Source organism: Actinomadura latina NBRC 106108, assembly GCF_001552195.1.
Lineage (GTDB): Bacteria > Actinomycetota > Actinomycetes > Streptosporangiales > Streptosporangiaceae > Spirillospora > Spirillospora latina.
The window spans coordinates 255,983-281,780 of sequence record NZ_BCQS01000007.1 but is presented as its reverse complement, the minus strand read 5'-3'; the positions used below and the strand labels follow the sequence as shown (position 1 = coordinate 281,780).

General features: G+C 73.7%; 24 protein-coding genes. 5 read left to right on the top strand and 19 right to left on the bottom strand.

Annotation, left to right across the window (positions count from 1 at the left end; translation table 11 throughout):
* Positions 1-92: 92 nt before the first annotated feature.
* Genes alc through uraD form a run of 10 tightly spaced genes read right to left on the bottom strand, consistent with a single transcriptional unit; the run spans position 93 to position 10,007 of the window.
* On the bottom strand, positions 93-1,106 hold the full coding sequence (alc, locus tag AL2_RS13400) for an allantoicase (RefSeq protein WP_067633626.1): 1,014 nt from the start codon (positions 1,104-1,106) through the stop codon (positions 93-95).
* The gene (locus tag AL2_RS13395; protein WP_067633625.1) at positions 1,103-2,482 is read right to left on the bottom strand and encodes an amidohydrolase family protein; all 1,380 of its coding nucleotides are present in this window, start codon (positions 2,480-2,482) and stop codon (positions 1,103-1,105) included. The genes alc and AL2_RS13395 overlap by 4 nt, the downstream gene beginning before the upstream one ends.
* Complete coding sequence (locus AL2_RS13390) at positions 2,467-3,285, bottom strand: hydroxypyruvate isomerase family protein (protein ID WP_067633623.1); 819 nt, start codon at positions 3,283-3,285, stop codon at positions 2,467-2,469. The genes AL2_RS13395 and AL2_RS13390 overlap by 16 nt, the downstream gene beginning before the upstream one ends.
* Complete coding sequence (locus AL2_RS13385; protein ID WP_174550840.1) at positions 3,282-5,615, bottom strand: xanthine dehydrogenase family protein molybdopterin-binding subunit; 2,334 nt, start codon at positions 5,613-5,615, stop codon at positions 3,282-3,284. Before AL2_RS13385 ends, AL2_RS13390 begins: the two co-directional genes overlap by 4 nt.
* Positions 5,615-6,994, bottom strand: a complete 1,380-nt coding sequence (locus AL2_RS13380) for an 8-oxoguanine deaminase (protein WP_174550839.1) — start codon at positions 6,992-6,994, stop codon at positions 5,615-5,617. Before AL2_RS13380 ends, AL2_RS13385 begins: the two co-directional genes overlap by 1 nt.
* The gene (locus AL2_RS13375; protein WP_067633621.1) at positions 6,991-7,473 is read right to left on the bottom strand and encodes a (2Fe-2S)-binding protein; all 483 of its coding nucleotides are present in this window, start codon (positions 7,471-7,473) and stop codon (positions 6,991-6,993) included. The genes AL2_RS13380 and AL2_RS13375 overlap by 4 nt, the downstream gene beginning before the upstream one ends.
* Complete coding sequence (locus tag AL2_RS13370) at positions 7,473-8,351, bottom strand: FAD binding domain-containing protein (RefSeq protein ID WP_067633619.1); 879 nt, start codon at positions 8,349-8,351, stop codon at positions 7,473-7,475. The genes AL2_RS13375 and AL2_RS13370 overlap by 1 nt, the downstream gene beginning before the upstream one ends.
* A gap of 14 nt (positions 8,352-8,365) precedes the next feature.
* A complete protein-coding gene (pucL, locus tag AL2_RS13365; RefSeq protein WP_067633617.1) occupies positions 8,366-9,229 on the bottom strand; it encodes a factor-independent urate hydroxylase in 864 nt (287 codons plus the stop codon).
* Between the two features lie 5 nt (positions 9,230-9,234).
* Positions 9,235-9,546, bottom strand: a complete 312-nt coding sequence (gene uraH / locus AL2_RS13360; RefSeq protein ID WP_067633615.1) for a hydroxyisourate hydrolase — start codon at positions 9,544-9,546, stop codon at positions 9,235-9,237.
* Entirely contained in the window at positions 9,543-10,007 is a 465-nt protein-coding gene (gene uraD / locus AL2_RS13355; RefSeq protein ID WP_245666616.1) for a 2-oxo-4-hydroxy-4-carboxy-5-ureidoimidazoline decarboxylase, read from the bottom strand. Before uraD ends, uraH begins: the two co-directional genes overlap by 4 nt.
* Before the next feature lie 199 nt (positions 10,008-10,206).
* Between uraD and AL2_RS13350 the strand changes: the two genes are divergently transcribed.
* The 3 genes from AL2_RS13350 to AL2_RS13340 all read left to right on the top strand — a co-directional run bounded on the left by AL2_RS13350 (position 10,207) and on the right by AL2_RS13340 (position 14,627).
* Positions 10,207-10,791, top strand: coding sequence for a rhodanese-like domain-containing protein (locus AL2_RS13350; protein WP_067633611.1), 585 nt, complete (start codon positions 10,207-10,209; stop codon positions 10,789-10,791).
* The gene (locus AL2_RS40065; protein WP_312032887.1) at positions 10,788-13,100 is read left to right on the top strand and encodes a TSUP family transporter; all 2,313 of its coding nucleotides are present in this window, start codon (positions 10,788-10,790) and stop codon (positions 13,098-13,100) included. Before AL2_RS13350 ends, AL2_RS40065 begins: the two co-directional genes overlap by 4 nt.
* 81 nt (positions 13,101-13,181) lie before the next feature.
* On the top strand, positions 13,182-14,627 hold the full coding sequence (locus AL2_RS13340; RefSeq protein ID WP_067633609.1) for a PucR family transcriptional regulator: 1,446 nt from the start codon (positions 13,182-13,184) through the stop codon (positions 14,625-14,627).
* 37 nt (positions 14,628-14,664) lie between these two features.
* Here AL2_RS13340 and AL2_RS13335 read toward each other — a convergent pair whose 3' ends face one another.
* The gene (locus AL2_RS13335) at positions 14,665-15,297 is read right to left on the bottom strand and encodes a TetR/AcrR family transcriptional regulator (RefSeq protein WP_067633607.1); all 633 of its coding nucleotides are present in this window, start codon (positions 15,295-15,297) and stop codon (positions 14,665-14,667) included.
* A 148-nt stretch (positions 15,298-15,445) separates the two neighbouring features.
* Here AL2_RS13335 and AL2_RS13330 point away from each other — a divergent pair, with 148 nt between their 5' ends.
* On the top strand, positions 15,446-16,837 hold the full coding sequence (locus tag AL2_RS13330) for an MFS transporter (RefSeq protein ID WP_067633605.1): 1,392 nt from the start codon (positions 15,446-15,448) through the stop codon (positions 16,835-16,837).
* Here the strand turns inward: AL2_RS13330 and AL2_RS13325 are convergent.
* From AL2_RS13325 to AL2_RS13295, 7 genes are read right to left on the bottom strand one after another with little or no spacing between them, the layout of a single operon-like run.
* The gene (locus AL2_RS13325) at positions 16,806-17,666 is read right to left on the bottom strand and encodes an alpha/beta fold hydrolase (protein ID WP_067633603.1); all 861 of its coding nucleotides are present in this window, start codon (positions 17,664-17,666) and stop codon (positions 16,806-16,808) included. The two genes, AL2_RS13330 and AL2_RS13325, sit on opposite strands and share 32 nt — an antisense overlap.
* 54 nt (positions 17,667-17,720) lie before the next feature.
* A complete protein-coding gene (locus AL2_RS13320; RefSeq protein WP_067633601.1) occupies positions 17,721-18,452 on the bottom strand; it encodes a Clp protease N-terminal domain-containing protein in 732 nt (243 codons plus the stop codon).
* A gap of 49 nt (positions 18,453-18,501) precedes the next feature.
* Entirely contained in the window at positions 18,502-19,416 is a 915-nt protein-coding gene (locus AL2_RS13315; protein ID WP_245666614.1) for an NAD-dependent epimerase/dehydratase family protein, read from the bottom strand.
* An 8-nt stretch (positions 19,417-19,424) separates the two neighbouring features.
* Complete coding sequence (locus AL2_RS13310) at positions 19,425-20,936, bottom strand: class I adenylate-forming enzyme family protein (RefSeq protein ID WP_067633597.1); 1,512 nt, start codon at positions 20,934-20,936, stop codon at positions 19,425-19,427.
* On the bottom strand, positions 20,933-22,090 hold the full coding sequence (locus tag AL2_RS13305; protein ID WP_067633595.1) for a cytochrome P450: 1,158 nt from the start codon (positions 22,088-22,090) through the stop codon (positions 20,933-20,935). The genes AL2_RS13310 and AL2_RS13305 overlap by 4 nt, the downstream gene beginning before the upstream one ends.
* Positions 22,087-22,857 (bottom strand): glycosyltransferase family 2 protein, encoded by a 771-nt coding sequence (locus AL2_RS13300; RefSeq protein WP_245666612.1) that lies wholly within the window; start codon positions 22,855-22,857, stop codon positions 22,087-22,089. The genes AL2_RS13305 and AL2_RS13300 overlap by 4 nt, the downstream gene beginning before the upstream one ends.
* Positions 22,858-22,859: 2 nt before the next feature.
* A complete protein-coding gene (locus AL2_RS13295; protein WP_067633591.1) occupies positions 22,860-23,861 on the bottom strand; it encodes a 3-oxoacyl-ACP synthase III family protein in 1,002 nt (333 codons plus the stop codon).
* A 190-nt stretch (positions 23,862-24,051) separates the two neighbouring features.
* Here AL2_RS13295 and AL2_RS13290 point away from each other — a divergent pair, with 190 nt between their 5' ends.
* Positions 24,052-25,248 (top strand): cytochrome P450, encoded by a 1,197-nt coding sequence (locus tag AL2_RS13290; RefSeq protein ID WP_067633589.1) that lies wholly within the window; start codon positions 24,052-24,054, stop codon positions 25,246-25,248.
* Between the two features lie 8 nt (positions 25,249-25,256).
* Here AL2_RS13290 and AL2_RS13285 read toward each other — a convergent pair whose 3' ends face one another.
* Positions 25,257-25,649: a hypothetical protein gene (locus AL2_RS13285; protein ID WP_067633588.1), complete on the bottom strand. Its 393-nt coding sequence runs from the start codon at positions 25,647-25,649 to the stop codon at positions 25,257-25,259.
* Positions 25,650-25,798 lie beyond the last annotated feature (149 nt).

The following is a 25,798-nucleotide window of genomic DNA, read 5'->3' as shown; positions in this document are numbered from 1 at the left end:
CACGGGCGTCAGAATTTTGTCGAGTATTGGGCCGGCGGACGAGGCTTCGACGGGATCGAGTGCTCAGAATGTAGGCAGATATCTAGCGGCGGTCAATACTTTGCCGAATGTTGGGTGAGGGCGTCCCAGCGGGCGGCGAGTTCCTTGGCTCCGTCCGGCGTCATGTCGCCGAGGAGGCGGAGCCGGGCGATGCCGCCGTCCGGGTGGATGTCCAGCCTGACGTGCGTGACCTCGGGTGTTACGAGCCGGAAACGGTGCCGGGTGTCCGGGAGGAGGCCGGTGCGGGGCAGGAGGGGGTGCCAGGCGTCGGCGGCGGCGGTGCGGGCGTCGAGTCCCTGCAGCGCGGCGGCGCCGGGCGCGTTGAACTTGAGGTTGGTGGTGTCGATCTCGGCGAGCCTGATGACGCCGGGTGCGGCGAGCCGGATCACCGCCCAGTCGTGGCCGTCGTCGCGGCGGCGGGCCGTCTCCCAGCCTTCGGCCTGATTGCGGGCCAGGCCGGGGAACAGCATGTTGTCGGGCGAGGAGTAGAACATGTCCGAGCACTCGATGACGCGGGCGCCGTTCTCCAGGGCGGCCAGGTCGGCGGTCAGGCCCCGCAGGACGCGTGGATCGGGGACCACGTCGCCGTGGACGCGCAGCCGGGCGATGCCGCCGTCCGGGAACATGTTCAGCCGGACGTGCGTGAACAGGCGCTCCGCCCGCACCGGGAAGGCGTGCGCCGCGTCCCCCTTGAGCGGGCTCTCCGGGACGATCTCCACCCACTCCGCGCCGGAGAGGTCGGCGGGGTAGCCGTCCACGGCGCACGCCTCGACGGACGCGCGCGGCGGGTAGTTGCCCTTGAACCAGGCCGTGTCGATCACGACGCCGCGGACGACGCCGGGGAGGCCGAGCCTGACCAGCGCCCAGTCGTGCCCGCCGGTGCGGCGGCGGGCCGTCTCCCAGCCGTCGTACAGCTGCCCCTTCGGCCCGAAGGTCTCCGCGCTGAACGCAGGCGCCCACGGGTTGACCAGGTTCTCCTTCGCGGCGAAGGACTCGTCGCTCGCGGCGACGACCGAGCCGCCGAGGGTGCGGACGGCCAGGTCCGGCAGGGAGGTGAACTCGGTCATCGCGCCTCCCGGGCGAGCAGCCGCCCGGCGGCCCGCTCCCCGGTGGGAACGCCGCGCAGCCAGGTGGTCCGGACGGCGCCCGTCAGCGTCCGGCCCGCGTAGGGGGTGACGGGGTGCCGGTGGTGGAGGGCCGCCGGGTCGACGGTGAACGACTCGTCAGGGGCGAACGCGACCAGGTCGGCGTCATTCCCGACGGCGATGGCGCCCTTGCCGGGGACGGCGGCCAGGGCGGCGGGCGCCGCGGACATCCAGCGGACGACCTCGTCCAGGCGGTGCCCGCGCTCGCGCGCGGCCGTCCACACGACCGGCAGCCCCAGCTGGAGGGACGAGATGCCGCCCCACGCGGTCGCGAAGTCGCCGCGCTTCAACTCGGGTGTGCAGGGCGAGTGGTCGGTGACGACGCACGAGATCACGCCGGAGGCGAGCCCCTGCCAGAGCAGCTCGCGGTTGGCGGCCGGACGGATGGGCGGGCAGCACTTGAACGCGGCCGCCGGTGGGCGCAGCGGAGCAAGCGGCTCCGGCGGCCGCCCTCCGGGGGTCTGGGGGTCGCCCCCCGGATGAGCAGAACCCGCGGCGTCTTCGGAGGCGAGGGCCAGGTAGTGCGGGCACGTCTCGGCGGTGACGGGGAGGCCGTCCGCCTGGGCCTTGGCGAGAACGTCCAGGCAGCCGGCGGCGGACAGGTGCAGGATGTGGGCGCGCACGCCGGTCTCCTCCGCCAGCCGGACGACCTGCTCGACGGCGCGGCGCTCGGCGGCCGGGGGCCGCGACGCGAGGAAGTCCGGGTACCCGCCGCCGGACGGTGCGCTGAGCTCGGCCGGGTCCTCGGCGTGGACGATGACCAGCCCGCCGAACGAGGCGATCTCCCGGAACGCCGCCCGCATCTCCGCGTGCGTCAGCGGCGGGAACTCCGGGACGCCCGAGTCGGACGTGAAGCACTTGAACCCGAAGACGCCGAGGTCGTGCAGCGGGCGCAGCGATGCCAGGTTTCCCGGGATCGCGCCGCCCCAGAACCCGACGTCCACGGCGCACGCGGCCTCGGCGGCCTCCCGCTTGGCGGCCAGCGCGGCGGGGTCGACGGTCGGCGGCAGCGAGTTGAGCGGCATGTCGATGAGCGTGGTGACGCCGCCGGCGGCGGCCGCGCGGGTCGCGGTGGCGAAGCCCTCCCACTCGGTGCGGCCCGGCTCGTTGACGTGCACGTGCGTGTCGACGAGGCCGGGCAGCAGCGCCACCTCGCCGAGGTCGACCTCCGCGGCGGCCCGGACGGCGGCCGCGTAGCCGGAGATCGCGGTGATGCGGCCGTCCCGGACGGAGACGGCGGCGGGGCGCTCGCCGTCCGGCAGGACGGCCCGGCGCGATCTGATCAGGAGGTCGTCCACGCGAACTCCTCCGGCGACGGGCCCCGCGGCACGTATTCGAGCGAGATCCGGCCGCCGTACCCGATCTCGTCGAGGACGGCGAAGACCCGGTCGAAGTCGATGCCGCCCGTGCCGGGGCGCCCGCGTCCGGGCGCGTCCGCGAGCTGGACGTGCCCGATGTCGGCGGCGTGCTCCCGCGCGGCCCTCTCCAGGTCGTCGCCGTTCACGGCCAGGTGGAACGTGTCGAACAGGAACCGGACGTTCCCGGCGCCCTCCGCCCGGACGCGCCGCAGCACCGCGGCGACGTCGGCGGCCGTCTCCAGCGGGTAGGCGCCGTTGAGCCCGCGTGCCAGCGGCTCGACCAGCAGCGTCCCGCCGAACTCGCCGACCCGGCCGGCGGCGTGGACGAGGTTCGAGGTCGCGACCCGGTCCTGCCGGGCCGCGTCCACGCCGTCGAGCCGCTGCCCGTAGAGCGCGTTGAACGACCGGGTGCCCATGCGCCCGGCGATCCGGATCAGTACGCCGAGGCTGCGCCGGAACTCCTCGGCACGGGACGGGTCGGACAGCACGCCCCGCTCTCCCGCCGCCATGTCGCCCGCGTAGAGGTTGAGCGCGACGAGCCGCACTCCGGCGTCCTCGACCGCTCCGCAGAACGCGTCCACCTCCGCGCCGGACGGTACCGGCTCACCGTTCCACGGCCACCAGAACTCCACTTCTTCGAACCCGGCCGCCCGCGCCGCGGCCGGACGCTCCAGCAGCGGGAATTCGGTGAACAGGATCGAGCAGTTGACCACGAACCGGCCGGTCGCGCCGCTGCGCGTCATGCGGCGCCGCCGGCGGGCGTTGGTGCGGGTCGCGCGATGTGCTCGGGGCGGACGGGGACGCGGGTGAGGGCGCGGCCCGTCGCGGCGCGGATCGCGGCGACGATCGCGGGGGTGGACGACAGGGTCGGGGGTTCGCCGGCGCCGCGCAGGCCGTAGGGGGCTTCCGGGTCGGGATTTTCCAGGATGTCCAGCCGCATGGGCGGCATGTCCAGGATGGTGGGGATCAGGTAGTCGGTGAACGACGGGTTCCGGACGAGGCCGTCCGACACGACGATCTCCTCCATCACGGCGAGGCCGAGTCCCTGCGCGGAGCCGCCGTGGATCTGGCCCTCCAGCGACAGCCGGTTGATGATCTTACCGACGTCCTGGACGGCGGCCAGCTCGACGACCTTGACGAGGCCGAGGTCCACGTCCACGTCGACGACGGCGCGGTGGACGCACAGGGCGAGCTGGGTGTGGCTGCGGCCCTGCCCGGTGACCGGGTCCATGCGGGCGGTGGGCCGGTGGTGGTACTCGCGGGTCTCCTCGATCACCTCGGAGCCGAGGACGTCCTCGATGGTGCCGAGCACGCCGTCCGCCCGCGACACGATCTTGCCGCCGGCGACGGTCAGGTCGCCGCGCCCGAGGCGGCGCTCCGCGAGCGCGAGGAGTCCGGCCCGCACCGCCTCGCAGGCCGCCTTCACCGCGCCGCCCGTCATGTACGTCTGGCGGGACGCGCTGGAGGAGCCCGCGTCGCCGACCCCGTTGTCCGCCGGCGCGATCGTGACCCGCTGGACGCCCAGTTCCGTGCGCGCGACCTGCGCCTGGACCGTGACGAGCCCCTGCCCGACTTCGGCCGCCGCCGTGTGGACGAGCGCGGTGGCCTCGCCGCCGATGACCTCCAGCCGGACGCGGGCCGTGGACAGGTCGTCGAAGGCCTCGGAGAAGCAGATGTTCTTGATGCCGACGCCGTAGCCGACGCCGCGCACGACGCCCTCGCCGTGCGTCGTCTGCGACACCCCGCCCGGCAGGTTCCGGATGTCGGTGCCGTCCGTGGCGGCGGGGAGCGGCATCGCCTCCAGCCGCGTCAGCATCTCGGCGAGCGGCGCCGGGGACTCGATGACCTGGCCCGTCGCGAGCTTCGAGCCCTGCGTGACGGCGTTGCGGCGGCGGATCTCGACCGGTCCCAGGCCGCAGGCGTCGCCGAGCCGGTCCATCATCGACTCGTAGGCGAAGCACGCCTGGACGGCCCCGAAGCCGCGCATCGCCCCGCAGGGCGGGTTGTTCGTGTAGACGCCGTACCCGTCGATCCTGATGTTGGGGATCTCGTAGGGCCCGACGCCCAGCGAGGCCGCGTTGCCGACCACGTTCATGGTGGACGACGTGTAGGCGCCCCCGTCGAGGATGATCTCGACGTCGGCGTAGAGGAGCCGCCCCTCCGATGTGGCGCCGTACTCGTACCGCATCTGGGCGGGATGCCGGTGGACGTGCCCGAAGAACGACTCGTACCGGTTGTACGACATCTTCACCGGCCTGCCGGTGTGCAGGGCGAGCATGCCGGCGTGGATCTGCATCGACAGGTCCTCGCGCCCGCCGAACGCGCCGCCGACGCCCGCGAGCGTCATGTGCACCTGGTCTTCGGCGAGGCCCAGGCAGGGCGCGATCTGCTTGAGGTCGTTGTGGATCCACTGCGTCGAGACGTACAGGTCGATGCCGCCGTCCTCGGACGGGATCGCCAGGCCTGACTCGGGCCCGAGGAACGCCTGGTCCTGGATGCCGACCTCGTACTCCCCCGACACGATCACGTCGGCCTCGGCCTTCGCCGCGTCGACGTCCCCGACCCGGACAGGCTGATACCGGGTGATGCCGCCCCGTTCCTGAACCTTCAGCCGCTCGGGGTCGGCGATCACGGCGCGCGGGTCGGTGATCGGCTCCAGCACCTCGTACCCGACGGCGATCCTCTCCATCGCGCGGCGCGCCGTCTCCGGGTGGTCGGCGGCGACCAGCGCGACCGGCTCGCCCTGGTGCCGGACCTGGTCGATCGCGAGGACGGGCTGGTCCTCGGTGTGGTCGATGCCGAACATCGCGCGTCCCGGCACGTCTGCGTGGGTCAGGACGGCCCGGACGCCGGGCAGCGCGAGCGCCGGCCCGATGTCGATCGACCTGATGAGCGCCCTGGGATGCGGGCTGCGGAGCGTCGCGCCCCACAGCATCCCGTCCATCCACAGGTCGGACGCGAAGGCGAACTCGCCCGCGACCTTCAGCGTGCCGTCCGGCCGCAGCGGGCTCTCCCCGACCCCGCCGATTCCGGGCGCGGCCACATGACCGGGGCTCTTCACCGGGGACGCCATCAGAGCACCTCCTCCGCGAGTCGCATGAGCCGGCGGTGGGCGTCGGCGCCGCGCCGGCCGGCCTCGTCCTGCGGGACGGTCACGAGGGTGTCGCCGTCCACGACGGTGCGCCCGCCGACGAGGAGGCGCCGCAGCGGCGGCACCGGGCCGAACGCGAACGCGACGACCGGGTCGTCGATCGCCGCCTGGAAGCCGTCCACCCGCCACAGCGCGATGTCGGCGAGCTTGCCGGGTTCGAGGGAGCCGATCTCGTCCTCGCGGCCGAGGCAGCGGGCGCCGCCGAGCGTCGCCATCTCCAGGGCCTGGCGGGCGGTCAGCGACGTCGGGCCGTAGCGGGCCCGCTGCAGGTAGAGGGCCTGCCGCAGCTCCCCCGCGAGGGGGACGAGCTCCGCCGACGCCGACCCGTCCACGCCGAGCCCGACCGCCGCGCCCTCCGCCAGCAGGTCCGACACGCGGGCGATCCCGGCGCCGAGCCGCGCGTTCGAGCTCGGGCAGTGCGCGGTGCCCGTGCGGGTCTCGGCGAGCCGCTTCACGTCGGTGTCGTGCAGGTGGACGCAGTGCGCGAGCCACACGTCGGGGCCTAGCCAGCCGATCGAGTCCATGTACTCGGCCGGCGTCATGCCGAACTGCTCCCGCGTGTGCTCCTCCTCGTCCACCGTCTCCGCGAGGTGGGTGTGCAGCCGGACGCCCTTGTCGCGCGCCAGCCGCGCCGACTCGGCCAGCAGCTCGCGGGTGACGGAGAACGGCGAGCAGGGCGCGACGGCGACGCGCAGCATGGAGCCGGGCGACGGGTCGTGGTACCGGTCGATCGCGGCCTCGGTCTCGGCGAGGATCGTGTCGAGGTCCTCGACGACCTCGTCCGGCGGCAGCCCGCCCTGCGACTCGCCGCGGTCCATCGACCCGCGGCACGGGTGGAAGCGGACGCCGATCTCGTGTGCCGCCTCGACCTCCGCCGCGAACAGGTCGCCGCGCCCCTTCGGGAACAGGTAGTGGTGGTCGGTGGACGTGGTGCAGCCCGACTTGGCGAGCCAGGCCAGCCCGGCGGTCGCCGCGCCCGAGACCACCTCGGCGTCCATCTTCGACCACGGCTTGTAGAGGGTGGTCAGCCACTCGAAGAGCGTGCCGTCGGTGACCATCCCCTGGCTCGCCCACTGGTAGAGGTGGTGGTGGGTGTTGACCAGGCCCGGGGTGGCGAGGCAGCCGGCGGCGTCGACGCGCTCGGGGTCGCCGGCGCGCTCGGGGTCGCCGGCGCGCTCGGGGTCGCCGGCGGGGGCGGGGCCGGGGCCCACCGCCGTGATGCGGTCGCCGTCGATGACGATGTGGCCGTCCGGGTACTCGTCCCCGGAGACGGTGACGACGTGCGCGTTCTCGATGATCATGTGGTGGCCTTCCGCCGCGCGGCGAGGCGGACCGCGTCCAGGATCTTCTCGTAGCCGGTGCAGCGGCACAGGTTCCCGGCGAGCGCCTCGCGGATCTCGGCGTCCGTCGGCGCCGGGTTCCGCGCGATCAGGTCGTGCGACTGGACGATCAACCCGGGGGTGCAGAACCCGCACTGGACGGCGCCCGTCTCCACGAACGCCTCCTGGACGGGATCGAGCTGCTCATCACCCGGTGACCCCTGGGCCAGACCTTCGACGGTGACGACCTCGCGTCCCTCGGCCTGACCGGCCGCGACCAGGCACGCGCACACCGGCACACCGTCCAGGTAGACGGTGCAGGAACCGCATTCGCCCTGCTCGCAGGCGTTCTTCGAGCCGGGGAGGCCCATCCGCTCACGCAGCATGTAGAGGAGGCTCTCGCCCTCCCACACGTCGTCCACGGCCTCCGCGGCCCCGTTGACGTTGACGTTCACACGCATCAGGACGCCTCCCTTCCCGGCTTCGCCGCCCTGTAGTCGTCCCAGGCCCAGGTCAGCGTGCGGCGCGCCAGCACCGACAGCGCGTGCCTGCGGTAGTCGCCCGTGCCCCGGACGTCGTCGATCGGGGACGCGGCCTCCCGCACCAGCTCGCCGAAGCGCTGCTTCGCGGACTCGGCGAGCGGGCCGCGGCCCTCCCAGTCCAGTTCGTGCGAGATGAAGGTCTCCGCCTCGGTGGCGCGGCGCGGAGTCGGCGCGGCCGAGCCGAGGCCCGTGCCGACCCGGCGCTCCCCGGGGTGGAGGGCCAGCGCGAACGAGCAGACGGCGATCACCATCGCGTTCCTGGTGCCGATCTTGGAGAAGTACTGGGGGCCGGACGCGGGCACCGTCCAGAACGCGCGGATCAGCTCGTCCGGCTCCAGCGCGTTCCGCTTCACGCCGGTGAAGAAGCCGGCCGCCGGGATCATCCGTACGCCGCGCGCCGCCGACTCGACCTCGATGACCGCGTCCCCGGCCAGCAGCGGCGGGTGCGCGTCCCCCGCGGGCGACGCGGCGCCGAGGTTGCCGCCGGCCGTGCCGCGGTTGCGGATCTGCGGCGAGCCGACCGTCCGGGACGCCTGCGCGAGACCGGGCAGGTGCCCGCCCAGCTCGGTGATCAGGCGCGCGTAGGGGACGCCGGCGCCGACGCGGAGCCGTCCGTCCGCCATGTCCCATCCGGCGAGGGCGCGGATCCGGGTCAGGTCGAGCAGCGCCTCCGGCCGGTCCGCGTCGAAATTGATCTCGACCATGACGTCCGTGCCGCCCTGGACGGGGCGCGCGCCGGGCCGTTCCGCCTTGGCGGCGAGCGCGTCCTCCCAGGTCAGTGGTCGCAGGAAGTCCATGTCTCCAGAGTTCCTCAGTTCCAGGCGGACGGGTCGCCGGGGGCGTCGTCATCGAGGACCGTGCCCTCGATGAGCCCGTACGGACGGTCCGCGGCGAAGTAGACCTCGTTGTCGTTCTCCATGCCGAACGGCGCCAGATCGACCAGGAAGTGGTGCTTGTTGGGCATCGACAGCCGGACCTCGCAGATGCCGTCCTGTTCGTCCAGGACGCGGCGTCCCATCTGGAAGAGCGTCTGCTGCAGGGACAGGCTGTGCGTCTCGGCGAACGCTGCGAGGAGGGCATCGCGAGAGGCGGCGTACGACGCGTCCCAGGCCGCCTCCGTGCTCGTGTGGCGCCACCGCGCGGTCACGGCCGTCGCGAGGACGCGGTCGCCGGTCGGTTCGAGGGTCGTGTACTCGTCCCGCGCGAACCCGTGGAACTCGCTGCCCGTCGAGTTGAGGACGACGAGGTCGGTGAGGCCGGACACGACCGTCCCGGCGCCCGCGGCGTCGCTGTGGACGAGCGCCGTCCTGACTTCGCCGCCGTCCCGGACGAACGAGTGCCCGCCCGCGATCCGGCTCCAGCCGTACTCGTGGATCTCCACGCGGGCATGGGTGACGGCGCGCTGCGACGCGGCGAAGTGGCGCGCGAGCAGCAGGCCGAAGTCCTCGATCGCGCCGATGCCGTGCTTCTTGGCGAACGCGAACACGGTGTTCTTCTGGCTGTCGGTCGGCAGGACGGCCGCGTTGTCGCCGGTCAGATGCACGTCCTCCATCGCGCCGGAGAGCGAGACGCTGACGTTGACGTCCTTGAGCCGGTGGGTGCCGCCGTCCCGGGTCACGCGGACGACGCGGGTCTCCGCCTTCCCGTAGCGGTTGGGTCCGAGCACGATGGCCATCGCCGCTAGCTCCCCCGGTAGGTCGAGTACGCGAACGGGCTGATCAGCAGCGGGACGTGGTAGTGCCGCCCGGGGTCGTCGATCGTGAAGGCGACCGTGACCTCGGGGTAGAACTCCGACAGGCCCGCGGTCTCGAACGTGAGCCGGTGCACGCCCTTCCCGGTTTCCGCGCCCCACTCCGCGATCCGGCCGTCGGCGTCGGTGCGCGCCTCCGCCAGGCTCGTCCAGCCGCCGTCGTCGCGCCGGTCGAGCCGGACGGTGACACCCGCCGCCGGCAGCCCCTTCGCCGCGTCCAGCACGTGCGTCGACAGGCTCATGCGCCCTCCTTCGCCAGCTTGACCAGCCGCAGGTCGACGATCGCGGCCAGCTCCCTCCGGACGGCCTCCCGTTCGGTCTCGACGTCATTCCCCAGCCGTTCCCGGAGATCCGCGAGCATCTCCAGGGCCGACCTGCCCGACGCGCAGATCAGGAACACGTGCCCGAATCGCTCCTCGTAGGCGCGGTTCCCCTCGACCAGCGCGTCCCGCAGCTCCCTCGCCGCGCCGTCCATCCCGGACTGCTCGCCCCGCGACCAGCCGGCCTCCCGCGCGTCGCCCCGCACCCGGTCCCCGATGCGGGGGTGCGCCGCGAGCGCCTCCTCGACCTCGGGCCACTCCAGGTCCGCCAGCACCCGTTTCGAGGCCTCGCGCAGCGCGTCGAGATCCCGGTGCCCGGCGACCGCCGCGACCCACCTGCGGGACGCGCAGCACGCCAGCAGATCCACCTCGCTCAGCTCCACGCCTGCCAGTACACACACCCGTCCGCGGGCGGGTCGAGGCACAGGACGTCCGAACTGTGGCCCCGGTCACGCTCGGACGTTTGTGCCTTCCTCCAGCCAAGGTTACCCCCGGGGGTATTTGCACATCCGCGGAGTCGTCGGCTACCGTGCGACCTATACCCCCCTGGGTATCCCGCCAGTCAACAAGGAGCCACCAGAGATGACGACCGCACCCGCCCGCCTGGACGCGGCGAGCCTGCGCGACCGCCTCAACGCCGCAGATCCGCCCCGCCTCCTCGACGTGCGCACCCCCGGAGAGTTCTCCGCCGCGCACATCAACGGCTCCTACAACGTGCCGCTCGACACGCTGAAGGAGCACCGCGACGAGCTGCGCACCCATCTCTCCGAGGTCGTGCTGATCTGCCGGACCGGCAACCGGGCCGCGCAGGCCGAGCAGGCGCTCGCCGAGACCGGCCTCACCAACGTCCACGTGCTGGACGGCGGCATCGTCGCGTGGGAGGCCAACGGCGGGCCGCTCAACCGCGAGGCGGAGAACCGCTGGGAGCTCGAGCGGCAGGTCCGACTGGTGGCCGGGAGCCTGGTGGCCGCCGGCGTGGTCGCGAGCCTGTTCGTGCCGGGAGCGCAGGTGCTGTCCGGACTCGTCGGCGCCGGCCTGGTCGTCGCGGCGGTCACCAACACCTGCACGATGGGCATGCTGCTGTCCAAGCTGCCCTACAACCGGGGCCCCCGGTGCGATCTCCCCACGATCGTCGAGCGGCTGACCCAGGACGGACGCCCATCGTGACACTCGCGATCACCCTGGCCGCGTCCGTCCTCATCGGCCTGTCGCTCGGGCTGCTCGGCGGCGGCGGATCGATCCTCACCATCCCGGTGCTCGTCTACATCGCCGGGGTGGACGCCAAGCCCGCCATCGCCATGTCCCTGTTCGTCGTCGGCACCACCAGCCTGGCGGGCGTCATCCCGCACGCGCGGGCCGGGCGGGTGCGCTGGAAGACCGGCATCCTGTTCGGCCTGGCCGGGATGACCGGCGCGTACGCGGGCGGCCGGCTGGCCGAGTTCATCCCGGCCGGCGTGCTGCTCGCGGCCTTCGGCGTGATGATGGCGGTCACCGCGGCGGCGATGCTGCGCGGGCGCCGCAACGTCCAGGCCGACCCGGCCACCGGCGAGCACCACCACCCGGTCTTCAAGATCCTTCTTGAGGGCGTCGCCGTCGGGCTGGTGACCGGCCTGGTCGGCGCGGGCGGCGGATTCCTCGTCGTCCCGGCGCTCGCCCTGCTCGGCGGCCTGCCGATGCCGGTGGCGATCGGCACCTCGCTCCTCGTCATCGGGATGAAGTCGTTCGCCGGGCTCGCGGGCTACCTGTCCAGCGTGCAGATCGACTGGGGGCTGGCCGCCGCGGTGAGCGCCGCCGCCATCCTCGGCACCTTCATCGGCTCCCGTCTCACCAGCCGGATCGACCCCGACCGGCTGCGCAAGGCCTTCGCCTGGTTCGTGGTCGTCATGTCGGTCTTCGTCCTCGGCCAGCAGGCTCCGGCGGGGGCCCGGCACGCGATCCTCGCGACCCCGGCCGGCTGGGCGTCACTCGCCGCCGTCGCCGCGCTGATCGCCGCGCTGCTCCTGCGCCGCAGGCTGCACCGGCCGCGAACCCCGGACAGTCCCCACCGCCCCACGGCGGATTCCCGCAACCTCGAACCTAGGAAGGACCACATGTACTTCGCCCAGCACTACCTCGACTGCCTCTCCCAGGCCGCCTACCTGATCGGCGACAAGACCACCGGCCGGGCGGTCGTGGTCGACCCCCGCCGCGACATCTCCGAATACCTCGACGACGCCGAGGCCAACGGGCTGCAGATCGAGGGCATCATCAACACCCACTTCCACGCCGACTTCCTGTCCGGCCACCTGGAGCTGGCCGCGCGGACCGGCGCCTGGATCGGCTACGGGTCGCGCGCCGAGACCGAGTTCCCGATCCGCAAGCTCACCGACCACGAGCGGATCAGCCTGGGCGACGTCACCCTGGAGATCCTGGAGACCCCCGGGCACACCCCCGAGTCGATCAGCGTCCTGGTGTACGAGCACGCCGACGACACCGTCCCCTACGGCGTGCTGACCGGCGACGCGCTGTTCATCGGCGACGTCGGCCGCCCCGACCTGCTCGCCTCCATCGGCTACACCGCCGACCAGCTGGGCAGGGAGCTGTACGAGAGCGTCCAGCACAAGCTGATGGACCTGGACGACCAGGTCCGGGTCTTCCCCGCGCACGGAGCCGGCTCGGCCTGCGGCAAGAACCTGTCCACCGAGCTGCAGTCCACCATCGGCGTGCAGCGCCTCGCCAACTACGCGTGCGCCCCGATGGCCGAAGAGGAGTTCGTCGCCCTCGTCACCGACGGGCAGCCGTCCGCCCCCGGCTACTTCGTCTACGACGCGGTCCTCAACCGCAAGAACCGCGAGCTGCTCGACCTGGACGACCGCATGAAGCCGCTGGCCATCGCCGACGTACTGGCCCGCCGGGACGCCGGCGCCATCGTCATCGACGCCCGCGACCCCCTGGAGTTCGCCGCCGGTCACCTGCGGGGCTCGGTCAACGTCCCGGTCTCCGGCCGGTTCGCCGAGCAGGCGGGCATGGTGATCGAGCCCGGCCGCGACATCGTCGTCATCGCCGCGGACGGCCTGGAGGCGGAGACCGTGACCCGCCTCGCCCGGATCGGCATGGACACCGTCGTCGGCTACCTCGCCGACCCGGAGGACGCGTTCGCCACCGTCCCCCACCAGATGCGGCAGGCCGACCGCCGGACGGTCCAGGAACTCGACGGCGAGCTGCGCGGCGAACGGCCGCCCTACCTGCTGGACGTCCGCAACGTCGGCGAGCTGGCGGACGGCGCCATCGCCGGTGCGGTGACCATCCCGCTGGCGGAACTGCCCGGGCGGCTCGCGGAGGTCCCGGCCGACCGGCCGGTCGCCGTGTACTGCGCCGGCGGCGCCCGCTCCTCGGTCGCCGCGAGCCTGCTCCGCGCGGCCGGGCGCACCGAGGTCTGCGACCTGCTCGGCGGCTACAACGCCTGGCGGCAGGCCCTCAGCCGCACGGGAGACTGAACCGCCGGCCGAGTACCGGCCCGCGTGCCCGGGACCACCGCGTGTGGTCCCGGGCACGCCTGCTTTTGTAGCTTTCTCCATATGAGGCTGCGTTCGCTGCTCGCGATGCCCGAACTCCGGCTGGAGGTCGTCACGGGGAGGGACGAGCTGGACCGCACCATCCGGTGGGTCGTCACCACCGACCTCCTGGACCCGGGCCGCTACCTGCGCGGAGGGGAACTCGTCCTGACCGGCCTCGTCTGGCGGACCTCCCCCGCCGACTCGGAGACGTTCGTGCGGGCCCTCACCGAGGCGGGCGTGTCGGGCGTCGCCGCCTGGGACCTCACGCTCGGCACCGTCCCGGACGACCTCGTCGACGCCTGCCTGCGGCACCGGCTCCCGCTGTTCAAGGTGCCGGAGGACGTGGCGTTCGCGACCGTCACCGAGGAGGTCGTCCGGCACCTGTCCGGGGCCCGCGCCGCCGACCTCGCCGCCGTCCTCGACCGGCACCGCCGCCTCGTCGAGGGCACCGGCCTGGGCGCCGTCGTCGACCTCGTCGGCCACTGCCACGTCCTCACCCCGGCCGGCCGCGTCGTCGCGGGCCCGGCCCCGCCCGACTCCGCCGCCCTCGCCCGCGCCTTCCTCACCGCGCCGCGCCTGCCGCACCACGTCCCCGCCCTGGACGCCTCGGTCTTCGCGGTCGCCGCCGGCGGCACGCCCCGCGTCGCGGACTGGTTCATCGCCTTCGAGGGCGACTTCGCCGACTGGCCCGCCGAACGCCGCGCCCTCACCGCCGAACTCGCCGCGATCGTCGACCTCGAGCGGACCCGCCTGGACGTTGCCGCCGACGTTGCCGCCGACGTGGCCGCCGACGTGGCCGCCGTCGCGGCCGGGGACCTCTCCCGGCTGCCGGACGTCCCCCACGTCGCCGTCGCCGCCTCCGGCCGGGGGCGGCTGCGCCCGGCCGAGCTGCGCGCCGTCCTCGCCGAGATCCTCGCCGCCTCCCACCCGGCGGTCGGCGTGCTGGACGACGAGGCCCTCGCACTCGTCCCCTCACCGGACCGCGACGTCGCGGGCATGCTGCAGGACGGCCTGGACCTCCTGGCCCCCGGTCTCGCGGGGGACGGCATCGCGGTCGGCGTCAGCGACATCGCCGCGCCGTCCGGCCTGCGCACCGCCATCGAGGAGGCCCGCTATGCGCGCAGCCTCGCCGCCACCCGCCCGTCCCCGACCTGCGTCGTCCGGCACGACGAACTGGCCACCCACGTTCTGTTGCTGGCCAGCGTGCCGGACGATGTCCGCCGGATGTTCCGGGAGCGCCTCCTGGACCCGCTGCACGACTACGACACGTCCCATGGCGCCGACCTCGTCCGCACCCTGGGGACGTTCCTGGAGAACTCCGGCTCCTGGACGCGCTGCGCCGAGCAGCTCCACCTGCACGTCAACTCCGTCCGCTACCGCATCCAGCGCATCGAGGAGCTGACCGGCCGCGACCTCTCCCGGCTGGAAGACCGGGTCGACTTCTTCCTGGCCCTCCGCCTGACCTGACCCGGACCTGTTCCGCCGCGCTCAGAGCACCCGCCCGTCAGGGAGTCAGGGCGGGAGGTTCTCCGGGGAGTGGGGCGGAGCCGTGGCGGCGCAGGCCGTCCAGGACGATCCGGAGGTTGCGGTCCCACTGGCGGGCGCCCGCCTGGAGCCCCAGGGTGTGGGGGCCGGTCGAGGACGCGGCGACCATGAGGAACGCCACGTCCTCCCAGGTCACGTCCGTACGCATCGCTCCTGCGCGCTGGGCGCGCTCCACCAGGTTCTGGATGCGGCCCCGCAACTCGGCCCGGGAGTGATCGAGGACGTCGCCGAGGCGCTGGTTGACGTCGCACAACTCGTTGCGAAGGCGGATGTAGGAGAAGGCGAACGTCGTGAAACCCGTCCAGGGATCGGGATCGGCCATCCCCTCGTCGCCCTTGGCGGTGATCTCCTCCAGCACTTCGCCGAGGACCGCCTCCAGCAGGGCTTCGAGTGAGCCGACCCGGCGGTAGAACGTGCCGACACCCACACCGGCGCGGCGCGCGATCTCGTGGGCGGTGACCTCGCCGCCCTCGGCGGCGGCCTGGCGGGCGGCGGCCACGAGGCGTTCCACGTTGCGCCGGGCGTCGGCGCGCGGACGGCGGCCAGAACCGTCCTCCAGGAGCCGCGTCACCGCGGGTACCGCTGCCGCCATGCGGCCAGCCTAGCAACAAGCGGACGAGATCGGTCCGGTTTAAGTGGACAGACTGCGTCCGCTTGCGTTAACGTCCGAACCGGACGGGAGTAGTCCGCTTAGTACCGGGAACGCGAGGTCGACCATGTCCAGGATTCCGCCGGGACCGATGAAGATCACGGCACTGGCGACCGGGTTCGTCATGGCGAGCCTGGACGCCACGGTGATGCAGGTGGCCGGGGCCACGATCCAGGTGAGCCTGCACGCCTCTCTGCCCCGGCTCACCTGGGCCGTGGACGGCTACGTCCTCAGCTTCGCCGCACTGCTGATGCTGGGCGGCGGCCTGGCGAACCGGCTGGGCGCGAGGCGGGTCTACGTGTGGGGCATGGGGATCTTCGGTGTCGCGTCGCTGGCCTCCGCGCTGGCACCGGGCATCGAGGTCCTGATCGCGGCGCGGCTCCTGCAGGGGGCCGGGGCGGCGCTGTTCATGCCGAGTTCGCTCGCGCTGCTGGTGCGGGCCTTCCCCGACGCCCGGGAACGCGCCAGGGCGCTCGGCGTCTGGTCGGCGGTGGTCTCCTCGTCCATGGCGCTGGGCCCGACGATCGGCGGCGTCATGGTCGGCGCGTTCGGCTGGCCGAGCATCTTCCTGATCAACCTGCCGATCGGCATCGCCGGCATCCTCCTCGCCCGCCGGCACCTCGCCGCCGCCGACGGCGACGCCCAGCCGCTGGCGGTCGCCGGGCACGCCGCCGTCATCGTGCTGCTGGCCGGCCTCAGCTTCGCACTGATCGAAGGCCCGCAGCTCGGCTGGCTCACGGCCCCGGTGATCGGTGCGACCGCCGCCGCGGTGCTCGCCACCGGCCTGCTCATCGGACGTGAGCGCCGGACGGCCGACCAGGTGATGCCCTGGTCGCTGTTCCGCGGCGCCCGGTTCACCGGCGCCAACGCCGTGGGCTTCCTGTTCAACGCCGCGTTCTACGGCTCGCTCTTCCTGGTCGGCCTGTACGTCCAGCACGTCCGCGGCGCGAGCCCGCTCCAGGCGGGGCTGATGCTGCTGCCGCTCACGGCCTTCATCCCGGCCGGCAACATCGCCTTCACCCGCGTCTCCGGACGCGTCGCGGCCGGTCCGCTCCTCACCGTCTCCCTGCTGGTCGCAGGCGCGGCCTCGCTGAGCCTCGTCGCCCTCTCGCCCTCGACCCCGTGGTGGACGGCCGCCGCCGCCCTCGGCGCGACCGGCGTCGCGGGCGGCCTCACCGCTCCCGCCATGACGGCGGCCATGATGGACGCCGCGGGTACCCGGCACGCCGGCATCGCCGGTTCGGTGCTCAACGCCAACAGGCAGACCGGCTCCCTCATCGGCATCGCCTCCATCGGCGCCGTCCTGGCCGCCGCGCCCGGCTGGGCCACCGGAGCCGCCGTCTCGTTCGGCCTCGTCGGCACCGCCTACCTCGCCGGGGCCCTGGTCGCCTGGCTCCTCGTCCACCGCCGGGAGGCCGCCCGGCCGCGGCGCGCCTCCCCGCCCGCCCCGGTCAGGACGTGTGCTGGAGGAGGGCCGGGATGACCGCGGGCCAGGTTCGGCGCGGGAGCCCGCTCCCCGTGCCGGGGAGGGTGAGCAGGGCGGCCTTCGGGATCTCGGCGGCCAGGGCCTCGGCGTTGCCGATGGGGAAGAAGAGGTCGTCCTCACCGTGGATGACCAGGGTCGGGGCGGTGATGCCGGGGAGGCGTTCGCGCCAGCGGGGGCCGCAGTCCAGCGCGGCGAACGCGGTGGCCATCTGGTCGGCGCGGTGGGCGGCGCCCTGGTCGTCGCCGAAGCGGGTGCGGTCGTAGACGCGTTCGATGTCCGCGCGCGACTCGTCCTCGTCGAAGTCGCGGCCGCCCATGCGGCGGGCGTTCTCCAGGAGGAAGGCGATGACGGAGGCGCGGTCCGTCCAGTCGACGCGCGGCGGGCTCATGAAGTGCTCCATGAGTTCGGGCGCGTGGTCGGGCAGGTCGGGGTCGGCCGGGCCGGGGGCGGTGGGCCGCGTGCCGATCAGGGTGAGGGAGGCGACGCGGGCGGGGTGGTCGAGGGCGAGGAGCTGGGCGATCCAGCCGCCGGGACCGGCGCCGGCCACGTGCGCGCGGGGCAGGCCGAGGGCGTCGAGCAGGGCCGCCGCGTCCGCGACCAGGTCGCGGAGGGTGTGGGACGGCGCCTCCGGGGCGGCGGCCGCCGAGTGGCCGGTGCCGCGCAGGTCGTAGCGGACGACGAACCGGCGCAGGGCCGCAAGGCGCTCGCAGAGGGCGTCGGGCCAGGTGAGCATCGTGTTCCCGATGAGCAGCACGGGCACGTCGGCGGGATCGCCGAAGGTCTCGGTGCAGAGGTCGACGCCGTTGGCGGTGATGAGCTTCTCCATGCCTGTTCGGACTTCGGCGGCGTCCGGAAATCATCGGGCGCCGCCGGTCGCGATTCAGCGGTTCTGCTCTCCGGTCAGTGCGGTGAGGGCCGCGGTGATGTCGGCTTCGGCGGCCGCCTTGTCGATGCCGAGCCCGGAGAGGAGGCCGGTGCCGTTCTCGTGTTCGAGGAGGGCGAGCAGGATGTGCTCGGTGCCGATGTAGTTGTGGCCGAGGCGGAGGGCCTCGCGGAAGGTCAGTTCGAGGGCCTTCTTGGCGTCCTGGTCGAAGGGGATGAGCGCCGGGACGTCGGCGGACTCCGGCGGCAGCGCGGCGGTGGCGGCCTGGCGGACGGTGTCCAGCAGGACGTCCTGCCCGGTGATGGCCTTGGCCGCGAGCGCCTCGGGTTCGGAGATCAGGCCCAGGACGAGGTGGGCGGGGGTGATCTCGGCGCTGCCGGCGGCGCGGGCCTCGTTCTGCGAGGCGATGACGACGTTGCGGGCGCGGACGGTGTACCGGGAGAAGCCCTGGGACGGGTCGAGGTCGGGGGACGCCCCCTTGGGGACGAAGCGCTTCTGCGCGGCCTGCTTGCTGACGCCCATGCTCTTGCCGATGTCGGTCCAGGACGCACCGGAGCACCGGGCCTGGTCGACGAAGTGGCCGATGAGGTGGTCGGCGACCTCGCCCAGGTGCTCGGCGGCGAGGACCGCGCTGGTGAGCTGTTCGAGCGCGTCGGGGTGGACCTTCTTGATCGCGTTGATCAGGTCGTCCAGCCGGACCTGGACGTTGGACTGCGTGGGTTCGGTCATACGTCAACCATAGGTTGACGGTCGGACATCGTCAACCCGAGGTTGACGATCACCAGCCGGCGGCGCCCGCGAAGGACGTCGGGCGCGGGTCGTAGCCGAGGACCTCCCCGGCGGCGGTGATGTCGAGGGTGCGCTCCAGGGCCAGGTGGCTGATCGCGTAGCGGGTGATGCGCGGCGGTTCCGGGCGGCGGGCCAGCAGGAACGCGCCTTCGGCGAGGGCCGCCAGCGGGCGGGCCACGCCGGTGGGAAGGTAGACCGGTCGCGCCCTGATGCCGCGTTCGCGGAGGATGTCGCGGAACGCGTCGTCGATCGTGACCGGCGCCGCGTCCGCGATGTTGAAGACGCCCGAGGTCACCGGGCCCGTCGCGGCCAGGACGCAGGCTTGGACCAGGTTGCCGATCGACGTCAGGCTGACGCGCTGGCGGCCGGTTCCCACGGCGGGCAGGAGCGGGCCGCGCACCGCCGAGAGGACGCGCGGCAGGAGCGTCGTGTCGCCCGGACCGTAGACCGCGTGGGGGCGCAGGACGATCGCGCCATGGTCCTGTGCGAGGCGTTCGGCGGCGGCCTTCGAGGCGCCGTAGGCGTTCATGTAGCGGGATACCGGCGCCTCGTCCTCGCGCACCATGACGCTGGGACGGTACGGGTCGTACACGCTCGCGGTGCTGACGTGCACGAACCGCGCGTCCGGAAATGTCGCGAGGGCGTTGCGGGTGCCCGTGAGGTTGGCGGCGAAGAGGGCGGACGCCGGTCCCCAGTCGGTGACGCTGCCCGCGCAGTGGATGACCGCGTCCACGCGGGGGGCGTCTTTGAGCGGGCCGCGGGTCAGGTCCCATGACCGGTAGGGCGCGTCGCCCAGGCGGGTCGCGGGGACGGCCGGACGGCGGCCGAATGCGTGCGCCGTGATGCCCTGGGCGGTCAGGGCCCGGCAGACCGCGCCGCCCACGAAGCCTGATGCTCCGGTCACCGCGATCCTCATCGCGTCACCATGCCGCGGAGCCGGTCGCGGTCCAGTTTGCGGGTGCGGCCGGAGCGGGGCAGTTCGTCGAGGACGACGATGCGGTCGGGCAGCGCGTCGTGGTCGATGACGTCCGGAAGGGCGCGGTGGAGCCGGTCGGGCAGGTGGGGCGGCCCCACTACGGCCAGCACGACTTCTTCGTCCCCGGTCTGCGGGTCAGGGACGCCTACGATGGCGGCTTCCACCACGTCGGGGAGGGCCGCGATCGACGGTTCGTAAAGGCCGGGATAGAGGTTGAACTTGCCCCGGATCAGCATGTCCTTCTTGCGGCCGATGAGGACGAGGCGTCCTTCGTCCACGCGGGCCAGGTCGCCCGTCGGGAGTTCGGCGATGGGGTCGGCGCCCAGGTAGCCGCGGCACAGGTTCGGGCCGGACAGCAGCAGTTCGCCGTCATCCGCCAGGCGTGCGCCCACACCGGGCAATGGCGCGCCCAGGAGGTCACCTGATCCCGAGTCCGCGTGGGCGAGCTTCTCTTCCGCCGAGGCGATCGCCACCGGCAGGATCTCCGTCATCGCGTACACGGACAGGACTTCGGCGGACGGCGCCGCCGCGGCCGCCCGCCGCAGGATCGGCGCGGGCGCGGGCGCGGCACCGAGCAGGACGTACCGGACGGCCGGCGGCAGTTCCGGAGCGACGTCAAGGATCTCCGCCAAGTGGACAGGGACGCAGAACGTGTGCGTGGCCTCGCGTTCCCGCATCAGCCGGGCGAAGTCGGCGGGCGAGCAGAACAGCGGCGGCATCGACCAGCGGGCTCCCGCGATCAGCGTCGGCAGGCCGAGCATGAGCTGGTCGGTGTGCACGACGTCGCCGGGGCCGAGGGGCAGCCGGGTCCGGAACAGGTCGAGCGCGGCGGCGAGGGATGCCTGCGTGTGGACGACCGCGCGCGGGTTCGCCGTCGTCCCCGAGGTGAAGATCACTGCGGCGGGCGCGTCCGGGTCGGTGTCCCGGCCGGGCTCCGGGGCGTCCCCGCGGATCAGGCGGGCGAACGGCAGGGCGCCGCGCGGCACGCCCGGCAGGCGGCGTCCGACGCGGATGTGCCGCATCGGGCCCTCACCCGGGATCTGGAGGTCGGCGAGGTTCGGCAGCAGCAGCCCGCGCCGCCGCGCGTAGGCCCGGACGGGACGCAGCCGGCTGCCCGCGTACAGCACGGACTCCGCCGCCGACCAGCGCGGACGCGCCAGCCGCAGCCGCGCGGTGAACATCTCGGGTCCGGCGCCGGGGTCGGCGAAGACGACCACTCCCCCGGCCGCGACCACGCCCAGCGCCAGGACGAGCGACTCCGGCGACGGCCGGACCGAGAACAGCACCCCGTCACCCGGCGCGAGCCCGTCCGACAGCAGCCCGTGCCGGACGGCCAGGACCCGCCGCCGCAGCTCGCCGTACGCCAGCTCCGCGCCGTCCCCCGAGACCAGCGCGACGGCGTCCGGCGTCCGGGCGGCCTGATCGAGCAGTCTCCGGACCAGTGTCATCGCGTGCCCCGCTCCGACCGGACGGCCAGGTACCGGTAGGTCGGGATCAGCACGTTCCGCGCCGCGGCCCGGCGTGTGATCGAAAGGGGCGCCTCGCCCAGGAGGGTCCGGGCGGCCAGGCGGATCTGCGACATGGCCAGCGGGTAGCCGATGCAGAAGTGCGGCCCCGCGCCGAACCACAGGCGGCGCAGCTCGGGCGGGTGCGGGCGGTCCAGGTCGAACGGGCCGTACGCGCGGCAGCAGTTGTGCGTGGCGATCAGCACCCGGTCGCCGGGGCGGATCGCGACGTCCCCCACCGCGGCGGGCCGGTGCACGCTGCGCAGCATCACCGGCGTCGGCGTCGTCACCCGCAGGGCCTCCTCGACGGCCCGGTCGAGCAGCGAGAGGTCGCGGGCGACGCGCATCAGCTGACCGTGGTCGGCGAGGAGGGCGATCAGGCGGGGCAGCAGCGTCGCGACGGTCTCGGTGCCGGTCAGGAAGAAGGCGCCGGCCGCGCCGCGCGCCTCGTCCTCGGACAGGCCGAGCACCCGCATCCGCCCCATGACCGTCGACTCGTCCCCGGCCAGGTACGCCTTCGCCGCGATGTCGCCGAGCGGGCCGAGCACGTCGCGGGCGCGCCGCAGCTGGGACGGCGACAGCCGGCGCGTCCGCAGCGACACCATCGCGACGATCCGCTCGCCCTGCTCGAAGAGGTCCCGGTAGGCCGCCTCCGTCCCGCCTTCGAGGCCGATGACCTCGCCGATCACCGTGCCCGCCATGACGCGGGCGAAGTCGACCAGGTCGATCGTCGCGCCGCGCCGGAGGCTGCCGGTCAGCCGTTCCAGGGGTTCCGCCAGGACGCGTGCGCACAGCGCCTCGGTGTAGGACGGGACGAACAGGTCGGTGAGGCGGCGGCGGAGCGCCCGGTGCGCCTCGCCCTCCATGTTGAGCAGGACGGACGGGCCCAGCACCGGCGTCCACAGCTCCCCGGGCGAGCCGGGGCCGTCCTTGCGGAACGTCTCGCCGTCCATCAGGACCTCGCGGGCCAGGCGGGCGTCGTTCACGACCACGCCGACGCCGGGCACGCGGACGACCGGGCCGCGCCGGGCGACCGCGCGCAGCAGCGGGTAGGCGAACGGGTGCGCGGTCGTGTAGAGCCGCTGCTCCCAGTTCACCGGATGTCCACGACGGGCGGGCGGTAGCGGTGGTCGGCGTACCAGCCGAGCGTCCTGACCAGGCCGAACGCGCGCAGCCGGCGCACCGACCCGTACACGGTCACGTCCTCGCGCAGGCCGTAGGCGTCGGTGATGTAGCGGACGCGGTTGACGAGCGCGCGGTCCTCGTGGACGTCTTCGATGCGGGTGCGCGGGAAGCCGCCCGCCCGCTCGTACAGGTCCGCGGTGATGGCGACGTTGCAGCCCGGCATCATCACGTACGGGCCCAGGTAGAGCGGGTCCTGGTTGCCGGGGCGGAATCGTCCGAAAAGGGCGGCGACGTCGATGACGGCGGGCAGCAGCCGCCGCTCCCAGAACTTCAGCGCGAACTCGTCGGTGCGGGGCAGCAGCGGGCCGGACACCATCTCCAGCCCGTCGCCGAAGGCACGCTTCACCGCCGCGACCCAGCCGCGGTGCGGCAGGCAGTCGGCGTCGGTGCGGGCGACGTGCGTGGCGCCGGCGCCGATGGCGTGCCGGACGCCCGTGTCGGCGGCGGCGCCCGTCCCCTTCTCCGGTTCGTGGACGATCCGGACGTCGAACGCCGGGTGCCCGGCCGCGAACTCCTTGACGACCTGCGCCGTCCCGTCCGTGCTGCCGTTGTCGACGACGACCAGCGCGAAGCCGGTGTCGGTCTGCTCGGCGAGGCGGCGCAGCGTCGCGCCGATCGAGCGCTCCTCGTCGTAGGCGGGGATGACGACCCACAGCCGCATTCCAGGAAGACCCGGCATGATCAGAGCTCCGCGAACATGACGCCGAGGCTGACGCCGCCGGCGAGGCCGATCAGCGCGACGCGGTCGCCGGGGCCGCAGCGTCCGGCGGCGCGCGCGGTGGCGATCTGCAGCGGCAGGCTCGCGGACGCGACGTTGCCGTGCTCGGGCAGCGTCACGACGAGCCTGCCGGACGGGATGCCGAGGATCGAGCGCAGCACCTCCAGGTAGGGCAGCGTCACCTGGTGGACGGCGACGACCGCGAAGTCGTCCCAGGTCAGCCCGGTCTTCTCCAGCGCGGTCGTGAAGATCTCCGGGCCGTTGGCGACGAACGCGTCCTTGAGGCGCCGCCCGTCCCCGCTGAAGTAGCCGAACTCGGGGTCGCGGGGGTGCATCGAGCCGCCGCCCGGCAGCGTCCCGACCTGCCAGGCGCTGGAGACGGCGGCGAAGTCGCGGTAGAAGATCCCGCCGTCGGGGGCGGCCTCGACCAGCATCGCGGCGCCGCCGTCGGACAGCGTGTAGCCGGCGAACGCGTCCACGAACTGGGCCCGGTCGCGGACGTTCCAGCGGATCGCGCGGGACGGGCTCTCGCCGGTGCAGACCAGCACGCGCTCGTGCTGCCCGGTGCGGATCAGCGCGTCCGCCATCTGCAGCCCGTTGAGGAAGCTGTTGCAGGCGTTCTTCACGTCGAAGACCGGGCAGGTCGCGCCGAGCTTGGCGGCGACGATGTGCGCGGTCGCGGGTTCGACGAGGTCCTGCGACGCCGAGCCGAAGATCAGCAGGTCGAGGGCGGCCGGCTCGGCGGCGCGCTCGGCGAGGACGCGGCGGGCGGCGGCGACGGCCAGGTCGGACGCCTGCTCGTCGTCGCGCATGACGTGCCGGGCGCGGATGCCGGTCATCCGCTCGACGATCGTGGGATGCGGCCGGTATCCCGCGCTCTCGGCCGCGACGCGGGCCTCGACCTCGGCGCTGGTGACCGTCCGCGCGGGCAGCTGCGCCGCGACGGCGGTGATGCGGGCTCTCATGGGCTGGGGTTCCCCCGGTTCCTCGTGCTCGGTGTCCGGCAAGCCTCGCCGACGCCGGGCGCCTTAGGTGAGGGAGACCCTACGGAACATCGACCGGGCGTTGTACCCGGTTCGCCGTGAGTACTGCCACTCACCCGGTTTGAGTAGTACCGCCTTTCCGTCCGGATTCCCAACCGGGGACAATGACCGGATGACCAGCATAAAGACCCCCGGGCGCCTCCGCGGCGCGGCGCGGCATGAGGCGCGGCTGCTGTGGTCGGCCAACCCGGGGCTGTTCGCCCTCCTGGAGGCGGCGCGGCACACCGGGCCGATCACGCGCGTCCCCCGGCTCGGGTGGGTGGTGACGGATCCCGTGCTGGCCCGGCACGTCCTCAACGACCACGTCGCCTTCGGCATGAACGGCGAGGGCGGCGTCGGCCACCTGTGGACGCAGCTGTTCGGCGACGAGATGGCGCAGTTCTTCGGCGGCGCGCGGCACGCGGAGATCCGCACCCGGGCCCGCGACCTGTTCACCGAGGACGCCGCGCGGACCCTGGTGGAGCGTTCCCAGGGCCCGTCGCACGCCGCGCTGGCCCGCCGGCTCGCCGCGGGCGGGACCGTGGACGTCGCCGACGCCGCCCGCGTCCTCGCCGGGCGGATGGTCGCCGACCTGCTCGGGCTGCCCGCCGGCCGGCGCGACGAGGCCTACCGGGAGCTGTACGGCGCCGGGGAGCGGCTGGCCCGGCTGGCGCTGGGCACCACCGCGTCCACCGATCTCGACCCGGCGGTCGTCGCGCGGGCCCGGGACATCGTGGACGAGATCACCGCGGGCGTCCCGCACGCCTACCGGAACGCCGGGCCGGACACCCTCCTCGGCCGCTGCCGCGACATGGAGCTCGGCCTGCCGCTCGCGCGCGGGCTCGCGACCCTGCTCGTCATCGCCGGAACGGAGACCGGCGTGTCCGGGACCGTCCGGACGGTGGCGCTCCTGCACGACACCGGCCGGCAGCAGGCGCTGCTGGACGACCCGTCCCTGCTGGACAACGCGGTGCGCGAGGGCCTGCGCGTCGCCGCCCCGGCCCCGGTGATCGGGCGGCACGTGAACCGGGACGCGACCGTCGGCGGCCGGCGGCTCCGCGCGGGCGAGCGGGTCCTGCTGCTGACGTACCGGGCGACGAACGGCGCCGGGCCGTTCGACATCCACCGGGAGTACGTCCCGGAGACGCGGCAGCTGTGGTTCGGCGGGGGCCGGCACCTGTGCCTGGGCGCGTCCGTCGCGCGCACACAGGTGGCGCGGATGCTGGGCACGCTGCTGTCCGGCGGCCGTCCGTACCGGGTCGTCTCCCGGCGCGCGGCCCGCGGCGTCCTTGTCCCGGCGTACGCCGGGCTCCGGGTGCGCCGCTCCTGAGGCGGGGCCTAGACCTCGGGGATCACGGTCGGCGGCGCCTGCGTGGCGGGGGCCGTCGGGGTCGGGGCGGGCGACGGGGAGTGGGTGATCGTCGGGCCGACGGGGCGCACCGGCTCGGCGTCGCGGGGAGCGGAGTTCCACCACCAGAGCCCGAACGAGATCGCGAACAGCACCAGCACGGCTCCGATCAGCTGGAACACCGCCCGGCGATGGCTCGGCTCGCGGCGCCGGCGCCGGAACGGGCCGGCTCCGCCGCCCCGGGCGCGGCGTGCGGCGCGGCGTGCGCGCCGCCGCTGGCGGCGGCTCGGCGGCCGTGCGCGCTCGCGTGCGGACGGCTCGGTGAACACGGCGCTGCGGACGAATTCCTCGTCGAACGCGGGCTCGTCGAAATCTGCGGCCATGGGGGCTCTCCGGCGCGGGGGCTGTCGAGTGCCCAGGCTAGTCGACCGGTCCGCCACCCCTCACACCATGACTGCCCGGTCACCAATCAATCGCTTGCTGGAGACGGAAGAATAGACTTGAGTCTCATTTGCTCTTGAAGTCGCCGTGG

Bases quoted from the DNA above. Each gene is read 5' to 3' on its own strand.
- alc (WP_067633626.1), bottom strand. From the start codon at position 1,106: ATGACCGAGTTCACCTCCCTGCCGGACCTGGCCGTCCGCACCCTCGGC.
- AL2_RS13380 (WP_174550839.1), bottom strand. From the start codon at position 6,994: ATGATCATCGAGAACGCGCACGTCGTCACCGTCTCCGGGGACGAGTAC.
- AL2_RS13285 (WP_067633588.1), bottom strand. From the start codon at position 25,649: ATGGCCGCAGATTTCGACGAGCCCGCGTTCGACGAGGAATTCGTCCGC.
- AL2_RS13295 (WP_067633591.1), bottom strand. From the start codon at position 23,861: ATGAGAGCCCGCATCACCGCCGTCGCGGCGCAGCTGCCCGCGCGGACG.
- AL2_RS13340 (WP_067633609.1), top strand. From the start codon at position 13,182: ATGAGGCTGCGTTCGCTGCTCGCGATGCCCGAACTCCGGCTGGAGGTC.
- AL2_RS13390 (WP_067633623.1), bottom strand. From the start codon at position 3,285: ATGACGCGCAGCGGCGCGACCGGCCGGTTCGTGGTCAACTGCTCGATC.
- AL2_RS13350 (WP_067633611.1), top strand. From the start codon at position 10,207: ATGACGACCGCACCCGCCCGCCTGGACGCGGCGAGCCTGCGCGACCGC.
- AL2_RS13330 (WP_067633605.1), top strand. From the start codon at position 15,446: ATGAAGATCACGGCACTGGCGACCGGGTTCGTCATGGCGAGCCTGGAC.
- uraH (WP_067633615.1), bottom strand. From the start codon at position 9,546: ATGAGCCTGTCGACGCACGTGCTGGACGCGGCGAAGGGGCTGCCGGCG.
- AL2_RS13310 (WP_067633597.1), bottom strand. From the start codon at position 20,936: ATGACACTGGTCCGGAGACTGCTCGATCAGGCCGCCCGGACGCCGGAC.
- AL2_RS13370 (WP_067633619.1), bottom strand. From the start codon at position 8,351: ATGGACTTCCTGCGACCACTGACCTGGGAGGACGCGCTCGCCGCCAAG.
- AL2_RS13320 (WP_067633601.1), bottom strand. From the start codon at position 18,452: ATGACCGAACCCACGCAGTCCAACGTCCAGGTCCGGCTGGACGACCTG.
- AL2_RS13375 (WP_067633621.1), bottom strand. From the start codon at position 7,473: ATGCGTGTGAACGTCAACGTCAACGGGGCCGCGGAGGCCGTGGACGAC.
- AL2_RS13290 (WP_067633589.1), top strand. From the start codon at position 24,052: ATGACCAGCATAAAGACCCCCGGGCGCCTCCGCGGCGCGGCGCGGCAT.
- AL2_RS13300 (WP_245666612.1), bottom strand. From the start codon at position 22,857: ATGCCGGGTCTTCCTGGAATGCGGCTGTGGGTCGTCATCCCCGCCTAC.
- pucL (WP_067633617.1), bottom strand. From the start codon at position 9,229: ATGGCCATCGTGCTCGGACCCAACCGCTACGGGAAGGCGGAGACCCGC.
- AL2_RS13335 (WP_067633607.1), bottom strand. From the start codon at position 15,297: ATGGCGGCAGCGGTACCCGCGGTGACGCGGCTCCTGGAGGACGGTTCT.
- AL2_RS13385 (WP_174550840.1), bottom strand. From the start codon at position 5,615: ATGGCGTCCCCGGTGAAGAGCCCCGGTCATGTGGCCGCGCCCGGAATC.
- AL2_RS13325 (WP_067633603.1), bottom strand. From the start codon at position 17,666: ATGGAGAAGCTCATCACCGCCAACGGCGTCGACCTCTGCACCGAGACC.